Raw genomic sequence first — 12,760 nt, 5'->3', positions numbered from 1 at the left:
AGAGGTTTAGTATGTGTGGTGTTATTGGATACATTGGAACAAATGCAACCCCTGAATTTTTCTACAATGGGCTAAAACGCCTCGAGTATAGAGGTTATGATTCAGCTGGTATTGCAATGATGAATTCAGATGGAGTGTTTATACAAAGAGCTGAAGGAAAGTTAAATAATTTACAAAAAAAACTTTCTAAACTTCCTGAAAATACCAAGATTGGAATTGGGCATACACGTTGGGCAACTCATGGTAAGCCGACTGAAAACAATGCGCATCCACATCGTTCAGAAAATATTATCTTATTGCACAATGGAATTATTGAAAATTATAAACCATTAAAAACTTTTTTAATTAAAAAGGGCTATGAGTTTCAAAGTGAAACAGACACGGAGGTTGCTGCTCATTTATTAAATTATGAATATAAGCAACTCTCACAAGAAAAAAATAATTTTGAGAGAATGAAAAAAGCTATTTTTTCTTTAGTTTCTCAAATTCATGGTGCATTTGCTTTTGGTATTATGTGTACCGATGTGTCTGACACGTTATATGTCGTAAAATATGGGTCTCCTGTTGTTCTTGGACTGGGTAAAAATGAAAATTATATGGCATCTGGAATAACCGCACTTGTTGAGCACACTCGTTCCATTATAATAATGGAAGATAAAGAAATAGCATTTTTAAAGTCCGATAAAATTATTTTGACAGATTTTTCTGGAAATGAAATTGAAAGAAAACCAATTCAAATATCTTGGTCGACTGCAATGCTCGATAAAAATGGTTACGATCATTATATGCTAAAAGAAATTCACGAGCAGCCACAGGCTGTGGCTCAGACAATAAATGGACGCTTAGATCTTGAATTAGGTAAAATAAATATTGATAATTATGGTATTTCTAATATTAACTTAAAAGAAATTGACAGAATTCAAATCATTGCATGTGGTACAAGTTTTTATGCAGGTTCGTTGGCTCGTTACTTTATAGAAAAATTTACTAAAATTCCCGTTGAAGTTGAACTCGCAAGTGAAAGTCGCTATCGGACTTCAACAGTAAATTCAAGAACATTAAGTATCGCTGTTTCGCAAAGTGGAGAGACCATTGACACATTGCAAGCAATAAAATTTTCAAAAGAAAATGGAGCGCAGACTTTAGCGATTGTAAATGTTCCTGGGAGCACAATTGCGCACAATTGCCACGATGAAAGTTTAATATATGCAGGGCCAGAAGTTGGTGTTGCAAGTACCAAGGCTTTTTCGGCACAGGTGAGTTCGCTCATAATATTAGGATTAGCACTTGCTCAAGAGCAAAAGAAACTCTCTTCTGAAAAAATAACAGAATGTATTGATGAACTTGTTAAAGTTCCAAGTTTACTTGAAAAAACATTGACTCTTTCAAGCTATATTGAAAAAATATCTAAGAAATTCTATAAAGCATCGAGTATTTTATTTATTGGACGAGGACAACAGTGGTTTGTTGCTATGGAAGGCGCTTTAAAACTTAAAGAACTCTCATATATTCACGCCGAAGGATATGCTGCCGGTGAGTTAAAGCACGGTCCTATTGCTCTTATAGATGAAAATCTTTGGGTTGTTTGTTTAGCTCCAAAAGACAGTTATTATGAAAAAACAATTAGTAATATAGAAGAAATACGTGCACGGGGTGGTAAAATACTTTCTGTTGGGACAGAAGGAGATGAAGATTTAAAAAGTATTTCTGATGAGTTTATTGGTGTAGTTGAATGCTCAGAAATTATTCTTCCATTTTTAACCGCTGTGCCTATGCATTTATTGTCTTATTGGATTGCTGTTAAAAAAGGTACTGATGTTGATCAACCAAGAAATTTAGCAAAGAGTGTTACAGTGGAATAAAACATAAAAATAAGGAAGCAATATGCACTCTCATTTTAAAGAAGTAAATTTACCTGAGAGAAAAAAAATTGTTCTTATTGCTCATGATAATAAAAAAAGAGAATTATTAGAATGGGCTGTTAAATACCGCGATGAATTATCGAAGCACAAACTTTTTGCTACAGGAACAACAGGGAAGTTATTAGAAAGAGAAACAGGTCTTAAGGTAACGTGTTTTGAAAGTGGTCCATTAGGCGGGGATATGCAAGCTGGAGCATATATCGCTGATGGAAAACTCGATCTCGTTCTTTTTTTCTGGGATCCTCTTGCTGCTCAACCACACGATCCTGATGTGCGCGCCTTATTAAGAGTTGCTGTTGTTTGGAATGTGCCACTTGCTTGTAATCGCTCTTCCGCAGATTTTCTTATTTCATCACCATATTTTTCTGGAAAATACACTAAAAAAGTGACTGATTTTACCGTTTATAAAAATAGGAAAAATTCTTAGATAAAAAGTCTATTTGTTAAAATGCTTTATTATGTAGTTTTAGAAAACTATATAACTCATCAAGCGACATTTCTAAAATTTTGCAATAATATTCAACAACATTTTTGTCTGTGAAGTCTTCAGCAATTAAAGCAGTTTCTTTATAATCTAATGTTAATTCATCTCCTGGAAAAATATCAATAAGACATTTCGCATAAATTATACCGATATCTGGTTCTTGTTTATAAATTTTTAAATTTGGTTTATTATTGTGATTGATAAATCTTGTTGCAGTGGTTTGTGAGTATTCCCACTTTAAATCTGGGTCATATTGGGAGCCTAAATATCGAATATACGGTAGCTCAACTGATTTATGTATTAGAGATGGGCCAAGTTCAGTATTTTTTGCAAAATATTTTTTTGAATATAAACCAAGTCCATGAATTTGTGACTCTTTAACTTCAAAATTATCGAGTCCTAAATGCAATAATATTTCATCTTGTTTTTTGTGAAGTGATTTTTGCGTGATGTGCATATGAAATTTGGCTCCTGCTTTTCATTGGAGAATTAGCAATACATGTTATCAGAAAAAAATTTATATACGAAAGAAATATTATTTTCCACTAAAATATATTAATAAATTTAAACACTCGCTATGACTTTCGTATTTTATGGATTTTTTAACTTTTTCATGCATTACATAATAGATTTTAATTGAAATTTAATGAAATCAGATTAAACTTTCTCATAACTATTTATATTGTAGAAGTAATAAATATATATATATATATATTAAGTAGTTAAAAATTATTTTCGGAAAAAATGTCTTTAGCATTAAATTCTACGCATTAGTACGTATGAAATATTATTTGAGTGATAGTCTTTTATATTTCATTAGTGCTGTCTAACATAACTTTATTTTTATATGTAAATTTTTTAAGATTTTTCATTATGATTGGGAGAAATACTCTCCAAGTCAAGTTCATGATTGTGAATAAAAAAATATCTTTAGAGTTATTTTTTTATTGAGTTTAAAAAAATTAAACTCTCCCAAGCATTTTTTCTAGTATAATGAAACTTTTCTTCTAAATTTGCAAATGTATTTTCACAGGTTTCTAAAACATTTTTAGGAAGATTTTTATAATCTTCACTGCCATTCATCATCATAGATGATTTAATTTTTTTAATTTCTTCTTCCTTACTCTCATAAATTCGTTTTGCAATAGTTGCTAATTCTTGTTCAAAAACTTTTGCGAAGTTAAGTTCTTCACTTGGCCTTTCTACACGCCAAGAGGCAATTTTTCCAACTAGTCTTTCTCTAATTTCTCTCTTGTTTCCAGTCGTACCCATTAGAGATTCCATTTCTTCCATAATATTTTCGTTAGCATCTTCTTGTCTGCCTGTTATATCATTCTGCATTTTTTCTTTTTTTAAATATGAAGTAACATTTTTCATATACCTTTGCAGTGCTTTTATATATTGTTCTTCATCATATAAATTTAAGGCAGATAAAAACTCTCTATGAAAAAATTGAGCATATTGAGATTTAATATATTTAATAAATTCACGGTAATCATGATAACCTCCACGTGGTTCAAATTGAAGATAATCATATATAGTTCTATCGCGAGTTAATTTTTCAACTTCATCAAAAAGAGCAATTGTTGAGAGAGAATCATGTCTTTCATTTTGTGCAGCAAAATAAAGTAACATTTTCATCTCTCGAGGACTCGCTCCAAATCGACCTTCATATGCAACAGAACTTTGACTTTCTTTTAAAATATCTTCCACATGTTTTTTTAATAAACCTTTTTCTGTTTCAGTAAATGCATTAGAAGGCTCATTTCCATCATAAAGTGCCTGTTTATCATAGGGATCAAGACGGGCAATTAAATTTCTTATTCCTGGATCATAATAATCAGGATCTGGTTGCCTCAATCGAGTTAACACTGCCCAGCGGGCAAGAAGATTAAGTGAATGAGGACCAATTTTTTTAGTTTTTTCAATTATTTTTATGTCTTCTTCATAAATCTTTTGTTCGAGTCGAGCAGATAAAAGATATGGAACACGCACAAGCTCGAATCTCCCTTTAAATGAAGGCCAATCTGGTGAGTTTTTAAATGCATCTAAATGTTTTTCATTTGCGCTGGCCATCATGACTAAGTCAAGATCAGCAATTCCGCTTGAGAGATTAATATTCATTTTTTCAATTGTAGAAAGTAAATACTTAAATGCATCAAGTGGTCGTTTTAATAAATCCGCAAATTCAATAAATCCTCTATTTGCATCAATCAATTCACCTTGAGGTTCGTAAAGCCTAATATTTTGTAGGGCAGGGGGAATATTTTGCATATTCCGTTCCATGGTTATTTGTCTATCTTGTGCATCGATAGCCATTTGTGGTTCAACCGATGCAATGCCCTCGCGATAGCGACTGCTGTAAAAAAACCTTTCGACTTGAACATGTCTTAAAACTTTTTCGAGATCTCCTTTATACGCAACAAGAAGTGAATCAAATATTTTTTTACTTTTTGCGCCTAGTGCTCCTTCTTCAAGGTAGCTTGGTATTTCATCATGGGTTAAGTTTTTCCCAATTACTTTCTTAAAATATTCTACACGTTCTTTTTTAGGTAAAATAAAAATTGGATTTTCTTTCATTTCACTAACAATTTTGCACATAATTTCGTCATCTTCTAAATGTGCAAAGCTTTTATTTCCATTTCTACTTGGATTATTATCACCAAATCCAATATGTTTATTTAAAGCATCTCCAAGACCCTCATAACCAATTTTGTCTGAAGGAAATATCCAATTGAATTTATAAACGACACCTTCTTCAGTTTTTGAATATTCTTCGAGTCCATTTGCTAAGGATTCCGCAGTGGATGATTTGCTTGAGCCATTTGGCCCATGTAATAAGACTAATTTATCAATTTTTCCCTGACGGACAAATTGTTCTAGAACTCTGTAAATACTTTCATGAGCTTCTTCTTGGCCAACGATGGCAGGTTTATTTTTGCCACGCACCCTTTCAAAAAGTTTAAAATGTCTTTTGGTATGATTAAATCCATGCTTAATTTCGCTTACTCCAAAAAATTTAAACATATCAAGCATATATTCAGCTGAATTTCTTATAAGTCTTTTGGGCTCATTGCTAAAAATATCAAGAAATTCATCATAAGATAAAATATATTTTTGTTCTTTAAATTCCCGACGTACGCTATCGGATACAGAACTGAGTAGCTCTTTGGAATGCATTGTCGCCATTTCTTTTCCTCCTGCCGTTGCCCTAAAAAAAAATGCTTGACTCTGTTAACCTCAAAACGTTCTCATGGAATGATAGAGGAAGATTTGATTTCTTGTAAGAGACCGATCCCTCTTTGGGTCGGATTATTTGCAGAAGGGGTACGGGGTTGAAAAAGAAATTTGTTCTTGACACAAATGTATTGCTCTCCAATCCAAGCGCCATTTTCTCCTTTGAAGATAATGATGTTTATATCCCAATCTCTGTGATTGAAGAATTGGACACATTTAAAAAAGGTTTGAGTGAAACGGGAAGAAATGCAAGACAATTTTCAAGAATATTAGATGATCTTAGAGAAAAGGGATCATTAAGTAACGGTATTCCGCTTTTCACTGATAAGAAAGACAGTGGACGTGTGTATGTTGTTTTGGAGTCAGATATGGCTTTACTCCCTGCTCATTTTGAAAGAAAGCCAGATAATTTAATATTAAGTGTTGCTCTTATTTTAAAACGTCAGACTCCGAATATGGCTGTTATATTAATCACAAAAGATTCTAACTTAAGAATCAAAGCAGATGCATTGGGAATTAATGTTTCAGATTTTGAAGCAGATAAAGTTAATATTGAGGAATTGTACACAGGGATTGTTGAATTTGAAGTTGATGCAGAAATTTTAAAAAAATATTTGTCATCAGGCACAGTTTCACTTGAGGATTATGAATTGATGCCAAATCAATATGTAATTTTAAGAGATAATAGAGACTCATTGCAATTTGTTTATGGAAAATACGATCATGTTACAGGTAATTTAAAAAATTTAAATCTAGGTGGAAAAGATTTTGTTTGGGGAATTTATCCACGAAATTTGGAACAAAGCTTTGCATTAGATTTATTACTCGATGATGATGTTAAACTTATTACTTTAGTTGGAACGGCTGGTACTGGTAAAACACTGTTAGCTATAGCTGCAGGCCTAGAAAAAACTACAGATGAATCCAAATATCAAAAATTACTTGTAAGCAGACCAATTTTTCCGTTGGGACGTGACGTTGGATATTTACCTGGTACTTTAGAAGAAAAATTAAATCCATGGATGCAACCTATCTTCGATAATTTAGAACTTCTTCTTGGAGGAGTTGCTCAAGGTAGACAAAAAAGATTGTCGCAAAGTTATCATGAACTTATAAATCAAGGGATTCTTGAAGTAGAACCTTTAACATATATTCGAGGACGATCCATTCCAAATCAGTACTTTATTGTTGATGAAGCACAAAATTTAACTCCTCATGAAATAAAAACTATTCTTACGCGTGCAGGAGAAAATACGAAGATAATTTTAACGGGAGATCCTTACCAAATTGATAATCCTTATGTTGATGCTGCATCGAATGGTTTGACGTATGTTGTTGAAAGGATGAAGCAGGAAGCAATTGCTGGGCATGTTTCTTTAGTTAAAGGAGAGAGATCTGCACTTGCAACAATAGCAGCTAGTTTGTTGTAATTAAAGTAACAAATCAGAATATTAATTAAGAAAAATAAATAATTATAGTAAAATATATGTTAATTAATTTAATTATTTATTTTCTCTTTTGTGGCATGGGTGTTAAAATTTAATTTTAAAGTAACAGCATTTTTTTCGAATATAAAATTTTTTCTGCAAATTAATTTTTTAGAAATTTTTTAATAAGTAAACAATTGAAAATTTTATTTTCTTGGTGAAAGCAAATTTCCTAGAATTAACTCAGAAATACGCTCTAAATCATCTAGGGTATAATAACTGATCTCAATTTTGCCTTTATTTGTATCACCAGTGATCTTTACCTTTGTTCCAAGGTGTCCTTTAAATTGATCGCATATGTAGCGTAAATCAGGTGAGATGGAATCTATTAAAGTTTTTTGATGTTTTTCTGATTTTAAATTCTTAATTAAATCTTCAGTTTGTCTTACGGACAATTTTTTCTTAACAATAATTGAGAGTGCTTTTATTTGCAATTTTTCATTATTTAATGCGCATAATGCTCGTGCATGCCCTGCAGAAATAGTTTTATTTTGAAGATCGTCTTGCACTTTTTCTGGTAAAGTTAAAAGTCGTATTGTGTTTGTAACTGTGGCTCTACTTTTTCCAATTCGTGTTGCTAAGGCATCCTGCGTGTAATTGTGCTCTTCTATAAGCTGTTTTAAAGAATGTGCTTCTTCAAGTGCTGACAAAGACTCTCTTTGAATATTTTCGATAAGTGCAAGTTCTAGACGAGAGTGATCATGCAGTTCACGAACAATACAAGGTACTGATTCCAACCCTGCAATTTTTGCAGCTCTCCATCTTCTTTCACCTGCGATAATTGTAATTTGCCCATCTTTCTCTAATGAGACAATGAGAGGTTGAAGAATTCCATAGGTTCGAATGCTTTGAGCAAGTTCTTCCAGACTTTCTTGTTCAAAAGTATAGCGCGGTTGATTTTCCATTGGAGCAAGAAGATTAATTGAAATGTATTCTATCACTTGGTTTTGATAGTAGTTTTTTGCTTGATCGGTGTAACGATGATTGAGCGTCATAGGCCTTTGTTTTTCAATAAGAGGGTTTTCACTTTGGTTCATATGTTGCGTCATGAGGAGCTCCTTCAGCACAGTTTGAGACACTAATTCTAAAATATATAAAAATTCAAGTTTTCTGTTAAATTCAAATTAATCAATTAATGTTATGAGTTTAAGAACGAATGTTTCACGTGAAACATTACCAAGATCAATTTTCACACAAAAAAAACTCTTATGGATAGATTGAATAGGTTAAAATTTCCTAGTTGTAGTCGAATTGGCAACAATAGTTTCTTATACAATATTTAAGTATAGAAGCCATAAAAATTGAATCTCGATTATTTTAACTTCAGGTAGATCGTACTAAATATGAATGATGTAAGAAATTTATTATATTTATATATAATTAGCCGTTAGTTTGTAGTTTGTCTGTGCAGATTAAAAAGTTTCTTACGTTTTTAAGTTGCGCATAAAATTATTTGCTCACTTTCTGTTTTGAGAGTTGTTCAAAATCATATGGTGGTAAGACTGGTTTATAATTTGGATCTTTTGATAGTTCTGCCCAATGCGCATTGCAAATCGCAATAACACCCAATGCAACAAAGCTTGCACCTTCACTTAATACTTGTTGTGCTTGGTTAGGAGTGATTATTGATCCAGCTATGAATATTGGATAGTCACTGCCTAAAGATTCTCTAAACATATTAATTAGAGATTTATTAATATGAGAATATTTATCTGGTCTTTTTAATGCATTTGCTGTTGAAAGATGGATAAAATCAGTTGCCTTCTTTGAGCCACTTTTCGACTTGAATTGTTTCATCAATATCTATACCTGATTGAATTCCTGAGCTTTCTGGAGAGAGTCTCATACCAATGTGGAAATGATCAGGCACTTTTTTTCGACACGCATTTATGACTTCTCGAACAAAACAAGCTCTGTTTTCAATGCTTCCACAATACTCGTTTTCCTTAGATTAGACTGAGTGCTTAGAAATTGAGTGAGAATATATCCATTTGCCTCATGTATTTCGACTCCATCAAAACCTGCTTTATATGCACTTTCTGTTGCTGCAGCGAATTTATTTAAAATATCTGAGATGTCTTTGTGAGACATTTCTCTTGGTTCTTCAAAGTTTTGGTTATCAATTTTATATATACTTGCGCTCATTGGTTGCTTTCCAGTCAGTGCTCTTGCTGAACGAGCGGCGCCATGAAAAATTTGTATGATGTTTAAATTTTCGTATGTTTTCAAAGTTTCGCTAAGTCTTTTCAGACCAGGTAAATGTAAGTCATCATATATTCCAAGTTCATTTATCCATCCTTGAACACTCTGACAGACATGCACAGCGCAGTTGATTATGATTCCAAATCCCCCCTTTGCACGTTTCACTAACCACTGCAGCTCATTTTCACCAAGCTCTCCATTCTTAAGGCTCTAACTATTTGTCATTGGCGCAAGAGCTATTCTATTTTTAACTTGAATGCCATTTGGAAATTTAAATTCACTGTGTAATTTCATTTTGTCTCCTCTTAGGAATGAGTAAATATTATTTATTTAAAAACCTTCATATATGATTCATTTTATAGATGCTATTGAGGAGTTAAGTTTTTGAGTTTTAAAAAATATATTTTTAGTTTTTATATAATAATATTAAAATTTTAGATTCAAATGTTTCACGTGAAACATTTTGCAAGAAGTATATTATTTTTAAATTAAACTAAAATTAATAAAAATCCTTTTTAGTGCAATTAAATTAATAAATTTTAAAATGTTTCACGTGAAACATTGAAGTACGATGGGCTGTGAATATTTCACAGAAGAATTATAAAATGTTTTGATTCAATATTCTGTGATTATTTTGATGAGAGCACTCTTTCTTGTTTTATTTCTAATGAATATCAATAAGTTTTAAACAATATCACTCTTAAATGAATAGGTGGTATGAAGATCTATGAGTCAGGTAAGTCATTTTTGTTAACAATTAATGTTGGAGGAAGAATGGCTGGCTTGCGATCAAAATTAGTTTCATCGTTAATAAGTAAAAAACTAAATATAGAAATTGATCAGTTTTTATCTATATCAAGGCAAGGGTTTGATATTCAAATTAGAGTGGAGTATCCAGAAGTTGAGAAAATATTATTAGAAATTTTAGAGGTACAGTTAAAAATCAATTCTAGAGCGTATCGTCTAATTATTGAGCCTGAGCAAATATATTCAGAATATGAACTTCCTGAAAACGAAGATTTAAACTTTATGCCGATCATTTACGTTGGAAGGGCGGCGATAAAGAAAGGATATGGTTTTATAACTTTAAATCTTCCTCCTCCAGATCAACTTATAAGTTCCATACCATCCACGATCACCGCAGTGTTAAACTACTTTAGTTTAGAAATATACTTGGATGTTTTTGACTCAGAAAAATTACTAAGTCTCAAACAGATTGCGCGAACGCATGGTCTCAATGTGTTAGTTGATTCAGTTATCCAAACTGCTTATTTAGGAGGCTTTAAAGGTGAAAGTGAGGAAGCACAACGCCATTTGAATAAAACACATTTTGAATCAAGCAATGAAAGTGTTGGAAAAGAAATATCGCTTGAAAAATGTGCAGAAAGATTTTTTTCATATGTCCTTTTAAGGGGTGAAGATGCTCATTGTTTTTTAAAATCAAGCTTTAGCTACTATTCAATATATTTACAAGGGCTGAGCATGAGTCGAGCTAGTCAAATTTTATCAATTTCGAGGACAACTTTACAAGCTCATCTTAAAACTGCGGAAGAACTTGGAGTTTCCCATTTTTTTGAAGGAAATATCCAAAAGTCAATTTAATTGATATTAAATTTGCAAAATATGTGTGCGAGGGCTTGCAGAATCTCTAGGATCACAGTAATAACAAGGCCAGATACAGGAACGAGCGGGTGCTGCTTTGGGTAATCTCACTTAAACAACACCGTTTTTGTTTTGAGATATTTTTATTTTATTTAGAATATTCAGTGCTTCGTGCTGAATTTGCGCTGAGGTGGAGTAAATGGCTGGCTCTCTAGATATATATCCGTTTCATGACACAGAAGGAGCTGTCCGATTCGGTATCCAAGTTGCAATATTCTTAGTTGGTGTTGTGGTTGCTCAAAGGCTTATAATTGGTCCTGCTATTCGCTTACACAATGAGCGTAAAAAAAGAACCGTTGGAAGTTTTGAGACATCTAAGAATCAAAATGAAAGAGCTATTCAACTTGAACATGAATATTTCTTAGAACTTAAAAATGGTGCTGAAGAAGCAAAACATTTAAGGTTAGAAGAAATCAAAGCTGCTCAAAAAGTTGCAAATAAAATGATTGCTGAAAACCAAAAGAAAGCAGCGTTGCATGTGAGTTCAATTAGAGAAAAACTTTCTTTGGAAATGTTAGAAGCTAAATCAAATATGCCAAACCAAATTAATGATTTAGTTCAAACAATTTATAAAAAAATTGGTTTAGCAGTATTGATGTCATTTATTTCAGCAGCAGCTTTCTTTAAAAATTCAGCATTTGCATCTGCTGCGAGTGGTTCAGAAATTAATTGGTTATATGGTGTTTTTTGGCCATATTTTCAGTTTGCAGTTTTTATATTAGCGCTTGTTTATTTTGCAAAAAAGCCTATAACTGCAATGCTAGAAAAAAGACGTGATGATTTCAAAGCAAAACTTTCAGAAGCAAAAGAAGCCGCGTTGTTAGCGGAAAGAAAAATTAAAGAATATGAAAGTAAAATTGCCTCTCTACAAAATGAAATTAATGAGCTAAAAGAACGTAATTTATTTGATGCAAAAATTGAACGTGAGAAAATTTTAGCTGAAGCTTCAAAAGTTTCTGAAGCAATTTTAAGAGATGCGGATCGTGCTGCAAGAGAACTTATTAATCGCAGTCGTGAAGAAATTAGACAAGAACTTTTTAGTATAGCGCTTGAAGAAGTTGAAAAACGTCTTACTTCCGAAAAATTGCTCTCACTTGACTCCAAACTAAAGTCAGAAACAATCGAAGGAATAAAAACTCTTAATTAATTACTAAGTATTATTTTTTTGTTTTCTGTGGAGTATTTAAGGTATGAAAAAAAATTCTGGCCCTATAGCAAGACGCTACGGCACAGCTTTATATGAGTGTGCAATAGATGCTTCCAGAAATGGAAGCTCTCTTTCTTTTGAGAAATTTGCAGATATTGTGAGAGAATTGCAAGCAACTTTTGATAAGAAATTATTGTCTTATTTTAAAAGTCCTGTGTTAACTATTAAAGAAAAAAATGAACTTCTTGATATTGTATTAAGTAAAATTAATACTAATGAAAAAAAATTACCGTCTGAGTTAAAAGATTTTTTAAGGCTTATGATCGAAAATGCTCGTTTATTAGAGCTTCCCATTGTTTTAAAAGATTTTTTAATCAAAGCAGATGAATACATTGGAGTTGCTAGAGCAACTTTAATATCAGCTAATAAGGTAACTAAAGAAGGTGAAGAGGATTTCTCTTCAATTTTGTCTTCAGTTTTAAGAAAAAAAATTGTTCTCGAAACGAAGGTTGATGAATCACTTCGTTCTGGTTTTATAGTAAAAGTAGGAAATACTAACGTAGATGCGAGTCTACGTTCTCGTCTTTTGAATCTTAAAGAGTCTTTGAGTTAGGAGTTG

12 protein-coding genes are annotated in these 12,760 nt (G+C 32.1%); 6 read left to right on the top strand and 6 right to left on the bottom strand.

The window, feature by feature from the left end; all coding sequences use genetic code 11:
* The first annotated feature begins 11 nt into the window (after positions 1-11).
* Together glmS and GCL57_RS07925 are read left to right on the top strand one after the other, a co-directional pair.
* Positions 12-1,862 carry a glutamine--fructose-6-phosphate transaminase (isomerizing) gene (glmS, locus tag GCL57_RS07930; protein WP_152212821.1) on the top strand — a complete coding sequence of 617 codons (1,851 nt, stop codon included), beginning with the start codon at positions 12-14 and terminating at the stop codon, positions 1,860-1,862.
* A 22-nt stretch (positions 1,863-1,884) separates the two neighbouring features.
* On the top strand, positions 1,885-2,349 hold the full coding sequence (locus GCL57_RS07925) for a methylglyoxal synthase (protein ID WP_152212820.1): 465 nt from the start codon (positions 1,885-1,887) through the stop codon (positions 2,347-2,349).
* A 16-nt stretch (positions 2,350-2,365) separates the two neighbouring features.
* Here the strand turns inward: GCL57_RS07925 and GCL57_RS07920 are convergent, their stop codons facing one another.
* Together GCL57_RS07920 and GCL57_RS07915 are read right to left on the bottom strand one after the other, a co-directional pair.
* Entirely contained in the window at positions 2,366-2,863 is a 498-nt protein-coding gene (locus GCL57_RS07920; RefSeq protein ID WP_152212819.1) for an SET domain-containing protein-lysine N-methyltransferase, read from the bottom strand.
* A 479-nt stretch (positions 2,864-3,342) separates the two neighbouring features.
* Positions 3,343-5,595 (bottom strand): hypothetical protein, encoded by a 2,253-nt coding sequence (locus GCL57_RS07915; RefSeq protein WP_152212818.1) that lies wholly within the window; start codon positions 5,593-5,595, stop codon positions 3,343-3,345.
* Between the two features lie 146 nt (positions 5,596-5,741).
* Here GCL57_RS07915 and GCL57_RS07910 point away from each other — a divergent pair, with 146 nt between their 5' ends.
* Positions 5,742-7,073, top strand: coding sequence for a PhoH family protein (locus tag GCL57_RS07910; RefSeq protein WP_152212817.1), 1,332 nt, complete (start codon positions 5,742-5,744; stop codon positions 7,071-7,073).
* Positions 7,074-7,276: 203 nt separating this feature from the next.
* Here the strand turns inward: GCL57_RS07910 and GCL57_RS07905 are convergent, their stop codons facing one another.
* From GCL57_RS07905 to GCL57_RS07890, 4 genes are all read right to left on the bottom strand, one after another.
* Positions 7,277-8,179 carry a ParB/RepB/Spo0J family partition protein gene (locus GCL57_RS07905; protein WP_152212816.1) on the bottom strand — a complete coding sequence of 301 codons (903 nt, stop codon included), beginning with the start codon at positions 8,177-8,179 and terminating at the stop codon, positions 7,277-7,279.
* A gap of 400 nt (positions 8,180-8,579) precedes the next feature.
* Positions 8,580-8,927: a beta/alpha barrel domain-containing protein gene (locus tag GCL57_RS07900; protein ID WP_152212815.1), complete on the bottom strand. Its 348-nt coding sequence runs from the start codon at positions 8,925-8,927 to the stop codon at positions 8,580-8,582.
* Positions 8,884-9,021: a hypothetical protein gene (locus GCL57_RS15200; protein ID WP_425483343.1), complete on the bottom strand. Its 138-nt coding sequence runs from the start codon at positions 9,019-9,021 to the stop codon at positions 8,884-8,886. The genes GCL57_RS07900 and GCL57_RS15200 overlap by 44 nt, the downstream gene beginning before the upstream one ends.
* Entirely contained in the window at positions 9,018-9,509 is a 492-nt protein-coding gene (locus GCL57_RS07890; RefSeq protein WP_152212814.1) for an oxidoreductase, read from the bottom strand. Before GCL57_RS07890 ends, GCL57_RS15200 begins: the two co-directional genes overlap by 4 nt.
* 540 nt (positions 9,510-10,049) lie before the next feature.
* Between GCL57_RS07890 and GCL57_RS07885 the strand changes: the two genes are divergently transcribed.
* The 3 genes from GCL57_RS07885 to atpH all read left to right on the top strand — a co-directional run bounded on the left by GCL57_RS07885 (position 10,050) and on the right by atpH (position 12,754).
* A complete protein-coding gene (locus GCL57_RS07885; protein ID WP_152212813.1) occupies positions 10,050-10,934 on the top strand; it encodes a helix-turn-helix domain-containing protein in 885 nt (294 codons plus the stop codon).
* A 199-nt stretch (positions 10,935-11,133) separates the two neighbouring features.
* Positions 11,134-12,141 carry a F0F1 ATP synthase subunit B family protein gene (locus tag GCL57_RS07880; RefSeq protein WP_152212812.1) on the top strand — a complete coding sequence of 336 codons (1,008 nt, stop codon included), beginning with the start codon at positions 11,134-11,136 and terminating at the stop codon, positions 12,139-12,141.
* A 43-nt stretch (positions 12,142-12,184) separates the two neighbouring features.
* Positions 12,185-12,754 (top strand): ATP synthase F1 subunit delta, encoded by a 570-nt coding sequence (gene atpH, locus GCL57_RS07875; protein WP_152212811.1) that lies wholly within the window; start codon positions 12,185-12,187, stop codon positions 12,752-12,754.
* Positions 12,755-12,760 lie beyond the last annotated feature (6 nt).

The organism is Fluviispira multicolorata (assembly GCF_009208585.1).
Taxonomy (GTDB): Bacteria; Bdellovibrionota_B; Oligoflexia; order Silvanigrellales; family Silvanigrellaceae; genus Silvanigrella; species Silvanigrella multicolorata.
Note: the sequence above shows the minus strand (reverse complement) of the source record. Positions and strands in the feature narration are given on the sequence as shown.